Here is an 18,232-nt window from a genome sequence, read left to right as displayed (position 1 = left end):
TTAATAAAAGCATTAAAATTTATGTATTATAACTTATACATTTTTTGCTACAGTCAAGAAATGTATAACTCCCTAGATTTACTTAACGTTTTATGTTAACTGCTGTCGCCCAAGACTCCGAAAACCTTCAGTACAAGCTACCATCAGAGGCTGAGTCGTCCCCCCGGATGACGGTATTTTGCGATTTAGACGGGCCCATAGTCGATGTGTCCGATCGCTACTATGCCACCTATCAACAGGGATTGGCCGATACTCAAGCAGCTTATCTCGATCGGGGAATCAACCTCAACCTTCAAATCCTCAGCAAACAGCAGTTTTGGCAAATGAAACAAAACCGAGTACCCGATGCTGAAATAGCCAAAAGTTCCGGCTTGTCGGGAGAAGAAATTCACGTTTTTCTAGGATGCGTGAGTCACCTTGTCAATCAACCAGACTTGTTGCACTTAGATCGCATCCAGCCGGGAGTGCAATGGGCGATCGGACTTCTGCACTCCCGCGGCGTGCGGCTGATTTTAGTCACCCTGCGGCCGAGAAATCAAGCCGTTCAACTGTTACAAAATTACGGTTTAGCCAGACTGTTTACCAGCATTCGCGGAACTCAGATGGCGGATGCCGCCTATCACAACTATACAGCCTTAAAAACTGAATTGTTGGCTGAAGTGGCAGAAGAATTTGAGTCATCGCTGGGTTCGGCTTGGATGATCGGAGATACAGAAGCAGACATCCTCGCAGGAAAAGCATTGGGAATACCTACAATTGCCGTTACCTGCGGAATTCGCAGTCGCTATCAACTGCAAAAGCATCAGCCTAATTTAATTCTCAGCGACTTGATTATTGCCGTTCATCACTTATTAGGTTCCGGTCAACAACTAATAGTAGAATGACTACACTTAACTGTTGACTGTTAACTGATGAATGATGAGTAATGAGTAATGACTAAGGTTTTTCTACATTCCTGGTCATTTCCCATAAGCGATTGAGCGGAAAATAAATCACCGGAGCCCAAAGACTGCTAAGAATAGCAGAACACAAAGCCACTCGCTGGTGATAGCTCCAAATTTCCAGTAAAGCCCGATCGCCCATAGTAAAAAATTGCAGCCCCATCACCGTTTCCGCTACCACCGCCATCCCAAACACAATTAGCGCGATCGGAATCGGATCTCTCTCAACAATATCTGCCGGAATCGACCAGGTTTTCTGCAAAACAACTGTTAAGACTCCTACAACAACTAGACTCACAGCGTGGCTGGGATGAGGAGCCGTCATCGCATCTTGAAGAAACCCCAAAACCAAGCCCATGCTAGCAGCTCCCCAAACTGTACGTTTCCGCTTAATACTCCAAGCTACCAACCAAATTAACAGCCAGTTAGGTCCAATTCCCAGCAATTCCATTCCCGGCATCCGAGTGGGCAATATCAGTATGCACAGCATCACAGATAGAAATGTAACTGCGAAGTTGAGAAATTGGCGCGATCGCGAAGACATCCGAGATAAAGCTTTCATTGTTGCTGTGCTCCCTCAGATGCTGCTGAAGATTGACTCTGCGAATCCTTCGGTTCGGCTTGCTTAGAGTGGGGGTAAACGACCGCCCACTCCAGAGAATTCATCGGTGCAGAGAACTCAACCACAGCTTCTGGAGCCGGAGTTTTATTCATATCCACCGAAACCACTTTTCCCACAGGCAAACCAGGAGGGAACAACTGACTGTAAGAAGAAGTTGAAACCACATCCCCAGGCTTGACATTGGGAACATTCTCAAAAAACTCCATCACCGCCTGATTTCCGCCTTTCCCGCGCATAAAACCCATGTGGCGACTGCGGGTAATTCCCACACCCAATTGACTCGTAGCGTCGCTGACTAACAGCACCAAGCTAGTATTAGGAGTAACGCTGACAACCCTGCCTACTAAACCGCCGGGACCCATCACAGTAAAATCTGTTTTGATGCCATCCTTACTGCCGCGGCCCAAGGTTACTTGCTGCCACCAGTGGTCGGCGCTGCGACCGACAATAGGAGCTACAATTCCTTGAGGTTTCTTACCCGAAACGTAACCTAAAAGCTCTTTTAGCTTCTGATTTTGATTTTCTACTTCTAATAGCTGCGCTTGCAATTCTTGAGTGCGCGCCGAGATGAGTTCCTCTTGCCCAGAGCCGTTGGCGTGAAACGGACGAGTCACCCAATTGTAAACTTCAAATACTGCCGCACCTTGTGTTTGTCGAACTCCCCAAGCGGCAGTTACAGCTAAACCTAAAAGAGCAATTTGCAGCCGCAGATCCCACCACTTTCGGAATGTATTTTTTAGCATAATTTCACTAATCTAAAATTGTTAAGTCAGGATTTTAGATTTGAGATTGCAGCCGTATTTCTGAATCCACAATCCCAAATTTTTTAACTACATATTACGCGACGACTGCCCGCTGAAAACCCGTTCCAACTGTTTGTTTTCCAATACCCTACCAGTTCCCAAAACCACGCAGCACAGCGGATCGGCCGCTACGTGAGTGACAATTCCGGTTTCGTGACTGATCAGAGTATCTAAACCTTTCATCAGCGCCCCACCACCAGCCAGCATAATTCCCCTGTCAATAATATCTGCTGCTAGTTCCGGGGGGGTGCGTTCCAAAGTACGCTTGACAGCTTCCACAATTACTGAAAGCGGTTCCGACATACTTTCGCGAATTTCTGGGCCTTTGATAGTAACAGTTCGCGGCAGACCCGACAGTAAGTGCAAGCCCCGCACTTCCATCATTACGTCGTCATCCTCTGGAGTTGGATATGCAGAACCCACCTGAATCTTAATTTCTTCAGCAGTGCGTTCGCCGATGACCAAATTGTGAACTTTTTTCATGTATTGGACGATCGCCTCATTGAGTTCGTCGCCGGCTACCCGCACAGACTCACTGATCACCGTACCTTGCAAACTCAAAACCGCAACTTCCGTCGTACCTCCGCCTATATCTATAATCATATTGCCAGTCGCCTCAGCAACAGGCAGTCCAGCTCCGATCGCCGCAGCGATGGGTTCATCAATTAACCGTACTTCTCTAGCACCGGCCTGAGTCGCCGCCTCAATGACAGCACGCCTCTCGACTCCAGTGACACCACTGGGGATGCCAATAATTATCCGCGGCGAAACTAAGCTTCGGCCTTCGTGAACTCTGCGGATAAAAGTCTTGAGCATCAATTCCGCCGTATCGAAGTCTGCAATTACCCCGTCGCGAAGCGGGCGCAGTGCTATGACATTCCCTGGCGTGCGCCCGAGCATTTTCTTAGCTTCTTCTCCAACAGCCAGCGGTATTTTTAAATCTTGGTCAATCGCCACTACAGAAGGTTCCTGCAGAACAATACCTTTGCCCGATACATAAACGAGCGTGTTAGCAGTACCGAGGTCGATACCCATATCTCTAGATAACGAAAATCGATTGAGAAGACCCACTGATTCGTACCCCCCCCAAAAACTAAAATACTATTGTGTGCAATAATGTTGTTACAAAAGTGTAACCGAGGTGGATTCTATTACGTTTTTCATCCTGAGTCTAGTCAGAAATGTACATTGTCGAGCTCAGGTTGAGCGCAGACTCGCCAATCATCCACTATCAATATGTTCTGCTAACTGGGTGTACAATCAGGATGAAGCCTCACAAGCGTTGTTCCAAGTTCAGTTTGGAGGCTAATGCGCGTGTGGACTGTTTAACTACATCACCGATCGACCACATTCCCAAAAAAGTTTATGAGTCTTAATGTTGTGACTTTAGTAGGCCGCGTCGGCGGCGACCCGGACGTTAAGTATTTTGAGTCGGGTACAGTTAAGTGTAGTTTGACGCTGGCAGTGAATCGCAGAACCAAGAACAGCGATCAACCAGACTGGTTTAATCTGGAAATCTGGGGCAAAACAGCGCAGATTGCTGCTGACTACGTTCGCAAAGGCTCTCTAATTGGCGTAACAGGCTCTTTGAAGTTCGATCGCTGGCAAGACCGCAATACCGGTTCAAATCGCTCAAAGCCGGTAATTAAGGTAGACCATTTAGACTTGCTGGGTTCCAAACGCGACAACGAGTCGGGTATGCCGCAACACAACAGCGAATTCTAGCGTTTGGGGAATTTGGGAATTAATATTTGTGAATTGGGTGGGTGCTCGTGACTTCAGAAAAGTTAGAAATTGTTCAAACTGAGTACCAAGCTGGGCAAGTAGCTTTTGAGAGTGGCCGGTATGCTCAAGCTGTGCAGAGTTTAGAAACAGCTACCGGTTTAGTCGATCGAAATTCCCGGTTGGGCGGTGAGGTGCAGATGTGGCTTGTGACAGCCTACGAAGCCTCTGGCAATACAGAAAGGGCGATCGAGCTTTGCCGCAAGCTCACCCGCCATCCCCGCCAAGAAACCCGCCAACAAGCAAAGCGCTTGCTGTTCATTCTCGAAGCTCCCAAACTCACTATCCCTCCTGAATGGATGGTGAAAATCCCTGATTTGGCAGCTTTAGATGAAAATCAATCAATCAGTTTTCAAGCCAATCCGAACGCTGATATCAAGTACGCTAAACCCAAGCCAGTCGTACCAGAGCCTGTAGATTTGAGTCAGGTTAATACGAAAGATAATAGGTTTATCTGGGTGGCGTTAATTGCTATCGGGCTAATTTTAGGCGGCTTATTTCTTAGTTATTAATCATTTTTTCATTGGCACAAACCCTATCTCTAGGGTGCGCCGAGGCGCACCTTACCCCTACTGAGAGAAGTTAAGCAATGCCTTTTAGCAATTATAAAAGTATCAGCGCGGTCGCCCAAGAATTCCAAATTAATTGCAGAAGGGATAATTTCATTGTCGAAACAGAATTTGCAGTCAGCGACGTTTTTAGGAATGAATTAGAATTGATTTTCAATGAGGGAGTATTTGACAACTCGGAAATCGCCATTTGTGAAAATATCATTTATCCTGTATTAAAAGAAGTTTGGAAAAATTATCGAAGTAATTTTCTCCTCTGGAGTCACCAAACCTTAGTCTATAATGAGAATCTGTCAGGAATTCCAGATTATATATTGGCGAAGCGCTCCCCCCTCGGCACAGTAGTTTTTGACAAGCCCTATTTCATATTAGTTGAAGCCAAGAAAGAGAGCGCATTTGATGAAGGATGGGGGCAGTGTTTGGCAGAAATGATCGCCGTGCAACGACTTAACAATGAACCAGAACAAACTATCTTTGGGATTGTTTCTAATGGGGCAATGTGGCAGTTTGGCAAGCTCAAGTTAGAAATGTTTACTCAAAATAAAATTTTCTATACAATTCAGGACTTAGATCGGCTGTTTGCAGCAGTTAACTATGTTTTTAAACAGTGTGAATTACAATTAGAGGAGAAGGAAGTTCGGCAACGGATTATTTAACGGATGTAACGGATGTAGCGCAGGTTAGGATGAAGAAATAAGGAAGACACCACCAGTGCTTTTGACACGGATACACGGATTAATGATCGAGCATGAGGCAGGAGTCAGAAGTTGAATAGCGATAATTGCTAAAATAAAAAAAGACCCAACCAGAAAGGCGATTATTGTGAGCGATTCAACCATAGAACAGATATTAAAATTGGCATCTCAACGCGCGGATGCCGCTGAAGTATACTACCTGTCGAGTCAAGACACCCCGATCGAATTTGAAAACAATCGCCTCAAATCCCTGCAAACCAAAGCACTGCAAGGTGTCGCACTCCGGCTGATTTACAACGGCAAAATCGGTTTTGCCAGTTCCACAGACTTAACGCGGATAGACGATTTAGTCGATGCAGCGATTCAAACAGCCGAAATCGGCGACCCCGCAGAATTTGAACTCGCCTCCAACTTCCACCTAAAAGGCCCGGAAACCACCTACACTCCGCCCACAACTCAAGAATTAGTCGAAAACGGCAAAAACCTGATTGAGCAAGTTCACGCCTACAATCCCGATATTATGGTAGATGTCGGTTTCCACGTCCGCAGTGGCCGCGTGAAAATTGCCACGACGCGAGATTTGTATGCCGAAAGAAGCAGCCAAATAGTCAGCGGCTCGATCTCGGGAAATTTGGTAAAGGGAGAAGACTTTATGCAAGCATACAGTTACGACGTTGCGCGCGATCGTGCCCTGGATACCGACAGCATCCTCCAATCACTCCTCGAAAAATACCGCCTCGCCGAACATTCAGCCACCATCACCAGCGGTTCCTACCCAGTATTATTTACTCCCAGAGCCGCCGCTAGCACCCTCGGCGGCCTCTTTGATACCATCCTTTCAGGTCAAGCAGTAGTTCAAAAAGCCTCTCCCCTAGCCGACAAAATCGGCGAAACCTTATTTGACGAACGCTTTACCTTTTTTGAAGACCCCACTTTAGGCCCTTCTGCTTGTCCCTTTGACGACGAAGGTACGCCCACCACCCGCAAAATCTTGATAGACAAAGGTACTGTCACCGGATTTTATTGGGATCGCAGGTGGGCCGCTCGCGCCGGTGTACAATCAACCGGCAACGGTTTTCGTGGCGGATTGTCTCGCCCAGGCCCTGATTTGACTAACTTTTGCATTTCCCCAGGAAATACCGCCACTCAAGACTTGATTGCTAGCATGGACGAAGGTCTAATAGTAGAGCAGGTTTTAGGTGCCGGCCAGTCCAATCAGTTAGCTGGCGAATTTTCGGTCAATTTGGACTTAGGTTATAAAGTAGAAAAAGGCAAAATTGTCGGCCGCGTCAAGAATACAATGGTGGCAGGCAGCATTTTTGAAGCCTTTAAAAATTTGGCAGATTTGAGCAGCGAAGCCGAATGGGTAGGCGGTGCGGCCTATTTGCCGAGTATACTGTTTCAACATTTGGGTGTAGCTTCCAGGCAATAAATTCAGTGCGGTTTTACTCGTTACCAGGCAGAGCCTGGTAATACAGATCGTGAGGCTCTGCCTCGAATTTGGATGAAAGCTTGCGAGGCAAAGCCTCTGGACATGGGTTCCCAGGCAGAGCCTAGGAACCAGTTAAACAAAAATAGAAACAGTGTCGGCAATTCAACGCTTTGCTAATTCATGCAAATAGGTAAAAATAGGGAAAAGTTTATAATGAAAGAGCAAAATGTCAAGGATGGAACGGGGAAGAAGAAAAAGCACTTTTTCTTTCTTTTACCTTTGGTTTTTTGCCTTTTAACTCTAGTGACTGGATGCGTTCAGTACGATGTCGGGGTCAACTTTGAGAGTCAAACTCGTGGCGAAATCGTGCAGCACATAAAACTAGGGGAAAGGTTGACGAGCTTCAGCAGCGAAACTGTTGCAGAATGGTTGAAAAGCGTAGAAAGCCGGGTGAGGTTGCTGGACGGAAAAACTAAACGGGTTTCCCCCACAGAAGTTCTAGTGAGGATTCCTTTCAATAATGGAGCCGAGTTGCAAGACAAGTTCAACCAATTTTACAATCCGATCGCACCAACCGCAAAATCTCGGGTTGCACGTCCGCTAGAAACCGATTTGCCGAAGTTTGAATCTCACCTCAGTGTCAAGCAGAATAATTTGTTATTGGTGCTGCGAAATCGGTTGAGTTTGGAATTGGATTTGCGCTCTCTTTCACTGCTTTCTTCTAATGGCAGTCTGCTGCTGAGTCCGGGGGGACTTTTGGAACTAGACTTTAGCTTGAACACGCCTTGGGGCGCAAAAAGTATTGAAACAGTCGCCGGTGCGCTGGTTCCCGAAAGCTATCAGCAGGGAAAACAGTTAGTTTGGAAGCTCAAACCCGGAGAAGTTAACTATTTGGAGGCGATATTCTGGATTCCCAGTCCCGTAGGAATTGGGGCGCTGATTATTGCCTTGTTTGTAGCCGCGGGCATTGCTTTGAAATATAAAATATTGCCAGCACTGGGAATCGGAAAGAAACCCCAAAACATCGGTCAAACTTAAAGAGGATATCTCCTGCAGGGGCGGGTTAACCAATATCTTCAATCAACTCTCAGAACTCCAATAAACCCGCCCCTCCCCGGATAGTATGGTTGATTGACCCGATTTTATCTTATCAACAAAACTGAGAACATCTGCCAAAAAAAAGTTGACAAATGGTAAATAATTTGCTTAACCTGAATTGAGAATTAGGAACAGAGAAAATGCGATCGCTAAATTTCTTCTTCATCTTTCTGATTTGCTTGGCTCTAGTATTATTCAGCATCGAAAATACACAGCCAGTCGCGATTCAAGTTATCCAAGGCGTCCAAGTTAAAGCTCCTCTGTGCGTAGAACTAATTGTAGCGACCGGATTAGGGGCAACACTAGCGTGGCTGTTCAGTCTGTGGTCGAGAATGCAGCGAACCCTCGCGTTGCGCCAAGAGATTCGCCAAGTTCGCGAAAAAGAGCAGCGGATTCAGGAATTAGAACAAAATCTTGAACGCTATAGAGTCGGAGTAGAAGGCCAACAACCTTTGTTAGAAAGTGCAGAACCGATAAGTTTAGAAATAGCAGCCATTGAGGCCAAAGCTGTTGAAATAACCGCCAATTAATTTGATATGCTCTCTCGTTGTCCCAGAGGCAAAATCTAAAATCTAAAATCTAAAATCTAAAATCTAAAATCGAATGGCCGTTTCCCGAGACCAAGATGGGTTAGAAACGATTTCTGAGGGGATCGCAATTTTAATTGACCTAGCCGAACGGGGAGAAATTGATCCTTGGGACGTTAAGGTAATTGAAGTGTTCGATCGATGTCTGAGCAAGCTTACGAACGCCTGCGATGCCGATCAGAGTAAGGATTTCTCCGATTTGTCCCACTCCGGCCAAGCGTTTTTGTACGCTTCAATGCTGGTGTTGCTCAAAGCAGAAAGTATCGTCCTCTCCGAACCCCCCGCGAATCCCGACTCGGCCGACGAGCCGGCAGTAGAAGACGCAGAACACTCAGGCGGGCGACACTTGCCACAGCATTTAGAGCGACAATTGCGCCGTCGCGGTGTAGCTCAACTACCGCAAAAACGCCCGGTGACTCTCCCAGAACTGATTGAGCAGTTGCAGCTAATGAAAGCAGCAATGGAGCAGACAGTTACTCCCCGACGCCGCCCTACCTCAAAAATGCGATCGCAAGCCGCACAGGCTATCTTTGAGCTAGCTCACCAAGAAAATCTCGTAGAAACTGCTAGTGAACTCGAACGGTTTCTGAATCAGCGGGGCGCGGAAATTGACGAGGGTTGGCTGGACTTGGACAAATTGCTAGAGCTCTGGCATCATAACGATTTGCACTCTCCTGTCAACCCAGAACACCCGGTATCGACTGGGGAAGTTCACTTGCCAAATCATGACCGCGTGGGTATTTTTTGGGCGTTGTTGCTGCTATCGGCTCAGTCTAAAGTAGAGTTGCTTCAAGAGGAGTTTTATCAAGACCTCAAAATCCGCGCGCTTTGAGCTTGCAGGGTATTAGGTTATCGGGCGAAGCGAAACTAATAACTGTGCCGCTGCGTCGGTTAAAATTCCAGACAGAACCTCGCTCGCCGACATTCTGCTGTTGAGTCTCGAATGCGGACAGCGGGAGTGCGAAGTTTTTGCTGATTCCCGATTCCTGGTTTCTTAAATCAAGCAAATAGGGAAGAGTCATTGATAGCCTGGTACGATGTCGCCTATAAACAGGTCAGGATTTTGCCGCGCTCGATCGATTCGACGATCGCAACCGCTAGCATCTAATTGTTCAGTTGATATCAGTTAACAGAGGGTTGAGGAAGTTAAGAATGAAAGCGATGATTCTGGCGGCCGGTAAAGGCACTCGCGTCCGTCCTATTACTCAGACAATACCCAAACCGATGATTCCCATCCTGCAAAAGCCAGTGATGGAGTTTTTGGTTGAATTGCTCCGCCAGCACGGATTTGACCAGATTATGGTCAATGTTTCCCACCTGGCAGACGTGATTGAAAACTACTTCCGTGACGGTCAAAAGTTTGGGGTACAAATTGCCTATTCTTTTGAAGGGCGAATTGAGGAGGGAGAACTGATTGGAGAGGCTCTCGGTTCGGCTGGTGGCATGAAACGAATTCAGGACTTCTCGCCGTTTTTTGACGATACTTTTGTGGTGCTGTGCGGCGACGCTTTGATTGACTTGGACTTGACTGCTGCTGTGAAGTGGCACCGGGAAAAAGGGGCGATCGCTACTATTGTTATGAAATCGGTTCCCCGCGAAGAGGTTCCCAGTTACGGAGTAGTGGTAACAGACGAGTCTGGCAAAGTTAAAGCTTTCCAAGAAAAACCTTCTGTAGAAGAAGCTCTGAGTACCGACATTAACACTGGTATTTATATTTTTGAACCGGAAATATTCAAATACATCCCTTCGGGTCAGGAATATGATATCGGTTCGGAGTTATTTCCCAAGCTAGTAGCAGAAGGCGCACCTTTTTACGGGATTAGCATGGACTTTGAGTGGGTGGATATCGGCAAAGTTCCTGACTATTGGCGGGCAATTCAGAGCGTGCTGCTGGGACAAGTTAAAAATGTTTCGATTCCGGGAATTGAAGTGCGCCCCGGCATTTATGCTGGTTTGAATGTAGCTGTCAACTGGGATAAGGTTGATATTACTGGGCCTGTTTACATTGGTGGAATGACGATCATTGAGGATGGAGCAAAAATTGTCGGCCCGACAATGATTGGTCCAAACTGTTGGCTTTGCAGTGGCGCCACTGTGGAAAACAGCGTGATTTTTGAGTATTCTCGTTTGGGCCCGGAGGTGCGGTTGGTTGACAAACTGGTGTTCGGGCGCTACTGCGTTGATAAAACCGGGGCTGCGATCGATTTGCAAGCGGCGGCTCTCGATTGGCTGATTACTGACGCGCGCCAAGTTTTACCAACTCAGCAGGGAGAAGAGCGGCGGGCGATATCTGAAATTCTCGGTCATGGTGCATAATTGCTAATTGCTAATTGCTAATTGGCAATTGCTAAGGGATCAAGGTAAGGTGCGCTAGGCGCACCCTACTTTTACGTTTATGATCTCAGCTTTTAATTCTGGTAATGTGCTTAGGTTGCACCCTACATTTTAAGACTGAAGATAAGTATATTGGCTGAGACTCCGCTCGTAATTTTGCAGCAAAAGCTGGGCCTCGGAAAGAGTAATTTTATTTTGCTGCAAAGCTGCTTCTGTCTGACGGCGGATGCTTTCAACCAAATTTTCTGAATCATACTGTACGTAGCTGAGGACTTCTTTCATAGTGTCTCCTTTCACAACGTGTTCGATATGATAGCCAGAAGGTGTTAGCTGAATATGAACTGCATTTGCATCGCCGAATAAGTTGTGAAGGTTGCCCATAATTTCTTGATAAGCACCCCCCAAAAATAGCGCCAAATAGTACGGTTCTCCTGGTTTGAGAGTATGCAGTTCCAAAACCGACTTTACATCTCGCAAATCGATGAATTGGTCGATTTTGCCGTCGCTGTCGCAGGTAAGATCAGCTAAAATACCGCGTTGAGTTGGTTCTTCGTCGAGTCGGTTAATTGGCATAATTGGGAATAATTGGTTAATTGCCCAACTGTCTGGTACTGACTGGAAAACCGATAAGTTGATGTAATAAATGGAGGCCATCACCTTTTCTAAGTCTTCCAAATCGTCAGATACATATTCTTTTTGCCGCGCGATCTTCTGGATTTTATCGCAGCAAGCCCAGTACAACTGTTCGGTTTTTGCCCGTTCCGCAATTCCCAAATAGCCTAAGTTAAATAAACTGACTGCTTCTTCCTTGAATTGGATAGCATCATGATAAACTTCTTGGTAATTTTCGGGACTGATAGATTGGTAAATTTCGTAGAGATTGCGCGGAATTTGGTGGGCGTTTTCGTCTACTGGTTCGGGTACTTCTCTGGGGACATCGCTAGTACCGAGTACGTCAAAAACTAACACTGATTGGTGAGAAGCGATCGCCCGCCCGCTTTCGCTAATGATAATGGGAACTGGGATTTTCCGCTCGTCGCAGGCATCTTTCACTCCCGCTACTACGTCGTTAGCGTAGTTTTGCATATTGTAGTTTTTGGAAGCGTGGAAGTTTGTTTTAGAGCCGTCGTAGTCAACGCCGAGTCCGCCGCCTACGTCCAAGTAGTTCATATTAGCTCCCAATTTAGCTAATTCTACATAAATGTGGCTGGCTTCTCGAATGGCGTCTTTGATGACACTAATTGAGGAAATTTGAGAGCCGATGTGAAAGTGCAGTAACTGCAAACAATCGAGCATTCCAGCTTTTTCTAGTTCGCCGACTGCGCGGATAATTTCAGGAATTGTCAAGCCAAATTTTGCCCGATCGCCCGTGGAGCCTCCCCAGCGGCCAACGCCTTTGGTAGTGAGTTTTGCTCGCACTCCCAAAATCGGTTTAATTCCTAATGCTTTGCTCGCGGCGATAGCGAGTTCTACTTCCTCAATTTGCTCCAGCACAATTACGGAAGTTTGGCCTAGCCGCTGCGCCAAAATAGCAGTTTCGATGTATTCGCGGTCTTTGTAACCATTACAAATTAACAAAGCGCCTGGAGTTTTCAATGTCGCCAAAGCTATCATTAATTCCGGTTTAGATCCGGCTTCCAGTCCGAAGTGATGAGGTTGACCGAAACGCACCAAATCTTGAATTAATTGTCGGTGCTGGTTGCATTTAACTGGAAACACACCGCGATAGACATTTTTGTAATTGTACCGAGCGATCGCTCTGGCAAAACAAGAATTTAAGCGCTCGATCCGGTCTTCCAAAATATCAGAAAATCGAATCAGCAGGGGCAAAGCCAAATTTCGCTGTTTGAGAGAGTCTACCAGTTCGCACAAGTCGAGGGAACCGCCGCGATCGCCCTTGGGAGACACTGTAACGTGACCGGCTGCATTGATCGAAAAATACGGTTCGCCCCAACCTTGAATTCGGTAGAGTTTCTCACTATCTTCTATTGTCCAAGATGCTTTTGGCAGTTCAGCCGCCGTTACCAAAGCAGTGTCTGGTGCAGCCAAACTCGTGACTGTTGGCGAGTGAGTCGATAGCGGATCGAGATCGGAGAAAGCAGCGGTGGCTGGGGAACTCATCTTATCGGAAACCTCTTTGAGGAGTGGTCAAATAGATAGTTTATCGCACATATCGGGTTTCCTGATGCAGTTGAAAATTCACTTTGGGTACACGGGCTGGCGATTTTAGATTTTAGATTTTAGATTTTAGATTTTAGAATTGACTCTACAGATCGATGAAGGTGGGGGATTGAACTAAAATCTCAACCCTAATTGCTCTGCTGGACTTATTTCTTCAAGCAAGTATCCGTATGGAGGTGAATTCGGAAACCAGGTTTCCGAGTTCACCTGCACCAAGAGAGTGGTCGGACGATCGCTCGCCCGACACACACTAACCAAAAATCACCTCCGGCGGCGCCATGTCAGCCCCCATCCTCAATCCCCCGTTGCTAGACTTTTTCAAGCCGGGTTGAGGTGCTTTTTCTGGGGTCTTCTGAGCCGGTGCAACTGAGGCTGGCGGTGTCACCTGCGTTGGAGGTACTGCCTGTGCTCCTGGCACCACGGGTTGCTGCGACAGCCAACCCAAGCCCCCTACAGCCCCAGCCATCAAAGCGGTGTAGCCGATGTACAAATGCACCGGACGCATTTGAAAGCCTTCGCTTGAGTCGGAATCGGAAACAGACACATACATACTGGGAATTGGACTCGGAGCGGGTTTGGGCAAAGCATTCGCCATAGCACTGCCGTCTAGTCCCAAGGCGTCGCCCAGTCTGCGGATAAAACCTCTAACGTAAATATCTTGGGGCAGTTTGTCGATTTCGCCATTTTCGATCGATTCGATGTGGTGCAGCGGCACGAGAGTTTGACTGTGGAGTTGCTGCAGAGATAGGGAGCGAACTTGCCGTCCCTTACGCAATTCTCCACCCAACTCCCGCAGGCACTCTTCTCGCTGTTGAACTGCTATTGCTGCTTCTTCTTCCCTGGTGAGTTTTTTCGGCTTTTTGGGAAAACCAAACCCTGGGAAGGATTTTCCGGGGACGGTGACAGTTGCAGGTGGAGCAGACTCGACTTTAATTTCGTCTTGGGGCGCTTGTTTGCTGTCTTCAGAAGTGTCAGTCTCTCGATCGGAATTTTCTTCTGTGTCGGACTCGGTTTGGGGCGGCGCTTCCACACTAGCGCTGCGCCAATAGAAGACAGGAACAGCTACTGGTGGCTCCAATTCTTGAATTTCTGTCACCGTCTCAATGGCGGGACTTACAGCAGTAAAACTCTCTGGGGCTACTTGCGGTTCAATTTTGTTTTGTTTGGGAAATCGATCGAATGCGAGCTTGACGGCTTCTCTGCTAACTGCTCTAATTAAAATTTCGGCAGCGGAGGCTGCTTCACCCAACATTGTTTGCAAGCTAGCTAGAGCTTGGCTATAGGTGTCGCTACATACGAGTTCAGCTTCTATTTGACCTAGGACAGAACGAAAACTTTCTTGAGAAATTTCAATAGTTGGGTGATCTGTCACCCCAAAATAAGCCTCGGGTTTCAGTGCCATGATATTCATGTTGTCTTGGTAGAAGGTATCTGAGTACGTTCTTCGACAGGTTGGCAGTGATTCCGGATGTAGGTTGGGGGAGAGTGGGGCATCGGACATCGGGCATCGGGCATCGGGCATCGGGCATCGGTTGCCCCTCACCCAGGACTATTGCTTGTGGATGCGATCGAGCAACCACAGAGCCCCGAAAATCCCGACAAAATGGGCAACAGTGGCGTGAGTATTGGCGAGTACCACAAATATATCTAGGGGCTGAATAAATCGGCCCAAATCAACTGCGGCACCGAACAAGGCTTGCGGCTGAGCTAGAGATTTGGCTAAAAGCGTGCCGCTGATGGCTTCTGCGCCGATCAGCGTCAGCACCATTCCTGATAAGTTGCTCATCAGTGCCAGCCGCACCTCTTTGATGGTGTCTGCTTTTTTGGGGCGGACAGCGTTAGCGGGCGATCGCAGTTGTCTCGACAAGCGGGTGAAGCGGAAAGAGCGATATATGCTGTAAGCGAGTACGGCCAGCCCGCAAATGGCAAAAAATACGCCGCCGCCGGTGCCGGCACTGGTTGAACCCGCAGCGGCGTTAGCCCTGGGGAGGGCGAAGGGGATGGCAAAGAGCAAAATGATCGCCGCTACCACCCCTAGCACTACCTGTACCCAGAAGCAAACCCAGCCTGTTGTACGAAGGGCAAAGGCTACTCGCTGTACGGCGACAGGAAGCTTATCGTTATCTAACTGATTAGTCATATTTTGAGCGGGTATAATTAATTGGCATTAGTTGGCAGCAGTTTTTTCTCTTCGGGGACGGTTGACGGCGGTTAACCCTCTTTATAATAGAAGTAGCAATGTTTAAGATTTGTAACTAACATTGGATTTCACATTTGAATAGCGTCGATCGCCAGGTACCCAAAGCAATGACACAACTACAACCCACGGTCACTCCCAAACTGGAACAGCCAAAGTTTGGCTTCAACAGCTACGCGGAACGCCTTAACGGTCGAGCCGCGATGATCGGTTTTTCTCTAACTTTAATTATCGAGTATGTCACAGGCCAGGGCTTGCTGTCCTGGTTAGGTCTCAACTAATTTTAGCAATGGCGCGGTCAGCCTTACACTTTGTCTTGACTCTTCCGGCCGCGGGTGTGACTGCTGCTGACCGCGACAAATTCGGGAATTGATTAAAATATTAATTAGAAACAAGCCCAGCGAGTTCTCTGTCGAGAGAGATCTGTTCCCGAATGCAATAGCTGGCTTTTGGAGGTATATATGGGGTGGAATTTTGATTTTACAAGCTTGGCAATTTTGCCTCGCTCCCGTACAATTCCCCACAGGCGAGAAGATTAATTTAGGTGAAGCTAGTCTTTGAGCTAGAAATCCCGATCGTTCCGCCAACTCTAAGTTTTAGAGCTTGTAAATAAATATAGAACAGAGTAAAACCAAATGAATGCTTCGTGGACGCGACTTTTGAGGTCAGCTTACCGTAAAGAGCCAATTACCAGCTTTGTTGTGACAGTGGGCGTTGTCGATGCAGCCATCGGCAGCATGGGTGCGAGTGGCTCTTTATTGGCTTTTGGGCTTGGCACCGCTGGGGTGGCGATGGCTCTCCGCTGGTGGCAATTTTACCGCTCTGGAGCCGAACAAACCGCACCTGCTCCTGAATACTATCTTCCTCCTCAGTCTTCTCGCCCCCAGTTGCCTGTGCTTAATGTGTCTAAAAAAAATCCTCCTTATTAAGATTACCGGGCAATGGTGACTGGGCGATGTGCCGATCGACTCCCTGGATCTGAGGCACTAAAAGATAGGGCAAGAAAGTCTTTCGATCTTGGATGCTTGGTTTATGAATATTTCTGTTGCCGAGAAACTGTACAAAATTGGCTCTGTAGCTGCCTGTAGTGGTTTGTCGGTGAAAACTGTTCGTTACTATGAGGAGATGGGCTTGCTGTCTCCTGCGGTAAAGCGCTCGCCCGCTGGTTATCGCTTGTTTGGCGAAACCGTATTCAACAGGTTGGCGTTTATTAAACGCTCTCAGGCTCTGGGTTTGAGCCTTCAGGAGATTAAGGATATTTTACAGGTTCGCGATCGGGGAGACTTGCCTTGCTCTGAAGCGAAGCAGCATCTAACGGCTAAGGTAGAGGAAATTTCCGTGCAAATTGCAGCCTTAGAAACTTTGAAGGGGGAATTGCAAGGCATTCTCAACTGCTGGCAAGAGCAACCCTCGCAGGCGAGCATTACTAGCACGATTTGTCCGAACATTCAGCGGGATTGAGCAGCGGAAAGATACAAAAAAAGGGAAGGAATTATGGGTTTCCTTCCCTTGATGGTTTTGTGGGTGGTTTTGTGGGTGGTTTTGTCGATCGTGTTGAGCTTTTAACTGTTTTCGCAGAGTTTGCTGTTGCTTTTTGAGTTGCCGAGCCCTGGCTGAGCCGCCTTTACCTTTGGAGTTTCTGCCCTCGCTGCGAGGAGACTCCCAACTTTTTAGTCTCATATTTTTAATTGTTTGCACTACTTCTATAATACACCGCCAGATTTTCACTGTCAAGTATTTTTTAGAGCGATGTTTCGTAGTATCAACTGTGGACTGATTGGGATTTGCTACAGACATAGCGATGCTGCGCCCATAAGCATCCTACAGCCCGATGGTGCCCCCATAAGCACCCTACAATTAGAGTTTTTTGTCGGATTCGGTTAACAGCTCTAATTGTGTATATAGCGGTTCTCAAAAAAGTGAGGTATGCCCTATGCCCTATGCCCTATGCCCATGAGTACCTCATCTTTCTGAGAAAGGCTATATTTATCAGTCCAAATATCCGGCGGGTATTTCAGCATCTGTAAAAATTGGCAGCGTTTCCCAAATTTTCACCCATTCCGGGAATTGGGCTACTTTTTTTAGCTGGAGCGACATTTCTATTAAGGAAAATCCTAAATTGTGGAAATCTTGAATAAGTTCGGCTTTCAAGAAAATTTCATTTTTAGCTAAATCGGGAGCATTAGTCGCAATGACAACGGTGTTGCCGGTTTCTAAATTGCATATATAAACTTGTGCGAACACAGTTTGAATCGTTTTCACCGCTGCCGCATTAAACTGTTGTTTGTGGAACAGGTGGACAACTAGAACACCTGCACTTGACAAGCGAGTTTTGCAGAGTTGGTAAAATTCTTGTGTCACCAATTTATAGGGCATATAGCCGCTGCCAAAACCAGCATCCACGATAATTATATCGTTTTTTACTGTGGAATCTTGTTGGGCTAGATATTCGCGCCCGTCTTGAATGGCTACTTTGAGTCTGTCGTCGAATTGAATGCCAAAAAATTTTTGAGCTACTTCGACTACTTTTTGGTCAATATCTGTACATTCGACTATCGCGTTAGCGAAATAATGGTGAAAAATTCTGGGGAGGGTGCCGCCACCAAATCCAATTACATAGATTTTTTTTGGGTGAGTTTTCCATACTAATGCTAGCAGCACGGCTTGGGAATAGGGAAAGATTAAATTTAGTGGATTGTTGAGGTCTAGGATTGATTGAGCTACATTTGTGATTAAGGTTTCTCTGTCTGCTAAAAGCAGTAAGAGGACGGAGTTTATTTTTTTTACGGCGATGCAGTTGGCGCCGGAGTTTTGTTGAAATAGGATGCCGTCTGGCTGTTGCTGAAGCCAATTGATTTGTTGGTGAATAGCTGCTAAATTGCTAGTTTGTCGATCGCCTTTATAATCAGTCATACGATTTTAGATTTTAGATTTTAGATTTTAGATTTTAGATTTTAGATTTTAGATTTTAGATTTTAGATTTTAGATTTT

At 46.8% G+C, this 18,232-nt stretch carries 19 protein-coding genes; 12 read left to right on the top strand and 7 right to left on the bottom strand.

Annotated elements, in window-relative coordinates; all coding sequences use genetic code 11:
- The first annotated feature begins 92 nt into the window (after positions 1–92).
- Positions 93–884, top strand: coding sequence for an HAD family hydrolase (locus QUA24_RS19475; protein WP_333231395.1), 792 nt, complete (start codon positions 93–95; stop codon positions 882–884).
- A 52-nt stretch (positions 885–936) separates the two neighbouring features.
- Here the strand turns inward: QUA24_RS19475 and mreD are convergent, their stop codons facing one another.
- From mreD to QUA24_RS19460, 3 genes are all read right to left on the bottom strand, one after another.
- Positions 937–1,503, bottom strand: coding sequence for a rod shape-determining protein MreD (gene mreD, locus QUA24_RS19470; protein ID WP_333231393.1), 567 nt, complete (start codon positions 1,501–1,503; stop codon positions 937–939).
- Positions 1,500–2,306 (bottom strand): rod shape-determining protein MreC, encoded by an 807-nt coding sequence (gene mreC / locus QUA24_RS19465; RefSeq protein WP_333231392.1) that lies wholly within the window; start codon positions 2,304–2,306, stop codon positions 1,500–1,502. The genes mreD and mreC overlap by 4 nt, the downstream gene beginning before the upstream one ends.
- Positions 2,307–2,393: 87 nt before the next feature.
- Positions 2,394–3,401 carry a rod shape-determining protein gene (locus tag QUA24_RS19460; RefSeq protein WP_006632285.1) on the bottom strand — a complete coding sequence of 336 codons (1,008 nt, stop codon included), beginning with the start codon at positions 3,399–3,401 and terminating at the stop codon, positions 2,394–2,396.
- 330 nt (positions 3,402–3,731) lie between these two features.
- On the opposite strand from QUA24_RS19460, the gene QUA24_RS19455 reads away from it, so the two are divergent.
- The 8 genes from QUA24_RS19455 to QUA24_RS19420 all read left to right on the top strand — a co-directional run bounded on the left by QUA24_RS19455 (position 3,732) and on the right by QUA24_RS19420 (position 10,845).
- Positions 3,732–4,091: a single-stranded DNA-binding protein gene (locus QUA24_RS19455; RefSeq protein WP_333098950.1), complete on the top strand. Its 360-nt coding sequence runs from the start codon at positions 3,732–3,734 to the stop codon at positions 4,089–4,091.
- Positions 4,092–4,138: 47 nt separating this feature from the next.
- Complete coding sequence (locus tag QUA24_RS19450) at positions 4,139–4,660, top strand: tetratricopeptide repeat protein (protein WP_333034929.1); 522 nt, start codon at positions 4,139–4,141, stop codon at positions 4,658–4,660.
- A gap of 77 nt (positions 4,661–4,737) precedes the next feature.
- Positions 4,738–5,373 (top strand): hypothetical protein, encoded by a 636-nt coding sequence (locus QUA24_RS19445; protein ID WP_333231390.1) that lies wholly within the window; start codon positions 4,738–4,740, stop codon positions 5,371–5,373.
- Positions 5,374–5,539: 166 nt separating this feature from the next.
- Positions 5,540–6,844 (top strand): TldD/PmbA family protein, encoded by a 1,305-nt coding sequence (locus tag QUA24_RS19440; RefSeq protein WP_333231388.1) that lies wholly within the window; start codon positions 5,540–5,542, stop codon positions 6,842–6,844.
- A 213-nt stretch (positions 6,845–7,057) separates the two neighbouring features.
- The gene (locus QUA24_RS19435) at positions 7,058–7,882 is read left to right on the top strand and encodes a DUF3153 domain-containing protein (protein WP_333231386.1); all 825 of its coding nucleotides are present in this window, start codon (positions 7,058–7,060) and stop codon (positions 7,880–7,882) included.
- Positions 7,883–8,082: 200 nt separating this feature from the next.
- Complete coding sequence (locus QUA24_RS19430; protein WP_333231384.1) at positions 8,083–8,472, top strand: LapA family protein; 390 nt, start codon at positions 8,083–8,085, stop codon at positions 8,470–8,472.
- A 73-nt stretch (positions 8,473–8,545) separates the two neighbouring features.
- Positions 8,546–9,361 (top strand): segregation/condensation protein A, encoded by an 816-nt coding sequence (locus tag QUA24_RS19425; RefSeq protein ID WP_333231382.1) that lies wholly within the window; start codon positions 8,546–8,548, stop codon positions 9,359–9,361.
- 320 nt (positions 9,362–9,681) lie between these two features.
- Positions 9,682–10,845 carry an NDP-sugar synthase gene (locus QUA24_RS19420; protein ID WP_333216205.1) on the top strand — a complete coding sequence of 388 codons (1,164 nt, stop codon included), beginning with the start codon at positions 9,682–9,684 and terminating at the stop codon, positions 10,843–10,845.
- 129 nt (positions 10,846–10,974) lie between these two features.
- On the opposite strand, the gene speA is transcribed toward QUA24_RS19420, so the two are convergent.
- The 3 genes from speA to QUA24_RS19405 all read right to left on the bottom strand — a co-directional run bounded on the left by speA (position 10,975) and on the right by QUA24_RS19405 (position 15,184).
- Positions 10,975–12,984: a biosynthetic arginine decarboxylase gene (gene speA / locus QUA24_RS19415; RefSeq protein ID WP_333231380.1), complete on the bottom strand. Its 2,010-nt coding sequence runs from the start codon at positions 12,982–12,984 to the stop codon at positions 10,975–10,977.
- A gap of 310 nt (positions 12,985–13,294) precedes the next feature.
- Entirely contained in the window at positions 13,295–14,446 is a 1,152-nt protein-coding gene (locus QUA24_RS19410; protein WP_333231379.1) for a helix-turn-helix domain-containing protein, read from the bottom strand.
- Between the two features lie 147 nt (positions 14,447–14,593).
- The gene (locus tag QUA24_RS19405) at positions 14,594–15,184 is read right to left on the bottom strand and encodes a DUF3611 family protein (protein ID WP_333158160.1); all 591 of its coding nucleotides are present in this window, start codon (positions 15,182–15,184) and stop codon (positions 14,594–14,596) included.
- A 167-nt stretch (positions 15,185–15,351) separates the two neighbouring features.
- Between QUA24_RS19405 and QUA24_RS19400 the strand changes: the two genes are divergently transcribed.
- The 3 genes from QUA24_RS19400 (at position 15,352) to QUA24_RS19390 (ending at position 16,702) form a co-directional block, all read left to right on the top strand.
- Positions 15,352–15,522, top strand: coding sequence for a hypothetical protein (locus QUA24_RS19400; RefSeq protein WP_172186391.1), 171 nt, complete (start codon positions 15,352–15,354; stop codon positions 15,520–15,522).
- A gap of 354 nt (positions 15,523–15,876) precedes the next feature.
- Positions 15,877–16,170, top strand: coding sequence for a hypothetical protein (locus QUA24_RS19395; RefSeq protein WP_333158163.1), 294 nt, complete (start codon positions 15,877–15,879; stop codon positions 16,168–16,170).
- Positions 16,171–16,273: 103 nt separating this feature from the next.
- On the top strand, positions 16,274–16,702 hold the full coding sequence (locus QUA24_RS19390; protein WP_333158165.1) for a heavy metal-responsive transcriptional regulator: 429 nt from the start codon (positions 16,274–16,276) through the stop codon (positions 16,700–16,702).
- A gap of 528 nt (positions 16,703–17,230) precedes the next feature.
- Here QUA24_RS19390 and QUA24_RS19385 read toward each other — a convergent pair.
- Positions 17,231–18,154, bottom strand: coding sequence for a fused MFS/spermidine synthase (locus tag QUA24_RS19385; RefSeq protein WP_333231376.1), 924 nt, complete (start codon positions 18,152–18,154; stop codon positions 17,231–17,233).
- Positions 18,155–18,232: the final 78 nt, after the last annotated feature.

It is taken from the genome of Microcoleus sp. Pol12B5, assembly GCF_036701335.1.
Classification (GTDB): Bacteria; Cyanobacteriota; Cyanobacteriia; order Cyanobacteriales; family Microcoleaceae; genus Microcoleus.
The sequence above is the reverse complement of the archived record's forward strand: the minus strand, read 5'-3'. Positions and strand labels throughout refer to the sequence as shown.